At 65.1% G+C, this 338-nt stretch carries 1 protein-coding gene; it reads left to right on the top strand.

What is annotated here, in order from left to right:
• On the top strand, positions 1 to 338 hold a 338-nt coding region (locus ACLJNW_RS23835; RefSeq protein ID WP_410961171.1), incomplete at both ends, for an MFS transporter.

The following is a 338-nucleotide window of genomic DNA, read 5'->3' as shown; positions in this document are numbered from 1 at the left end:
CTCCCGGGCTGTCCTCGCTGCTGGGCGCGCTGTTCTTCCTCGGTTACTTCTTCTTCCAGGTGCCGGGGGCGATCTACGCGGAAAAGCGCAGCGTCAAGAAGCTGATCTTCGTCAGCCTGATCCTCTGGGGCGGACTGGCCACCCTGACCGGGATGGTCGCCAACGTCTATCTGCTGATCGGCATCCGCTTCCTCCTCGGCGTGGTCGAGGCGGCGGTGATGCCAGCGATGCTGGTCTACCTCTGCCACTGGTTCACCCGCGCCGAGCGCTCGCGGGCGAACACCTTCCTGATCCTCGGCAACCCGGTGACCATCCTCTGGATGTCGGTGGTCTCCGGC

The organism is Salmonella sp. SAL4457, assembly GCF_046548235.1.
Lineage (GTDB): Bacteria > Pseudomonadota > Gammaproteobacteria > Enterobacterales > Enterobacteriaceae > Salmonella > Salmonella enterica.
Note: the sequence above shows the minus strand (reverse complement) of the source record. Positions and strands in the feature narration are given on the sequence as shown.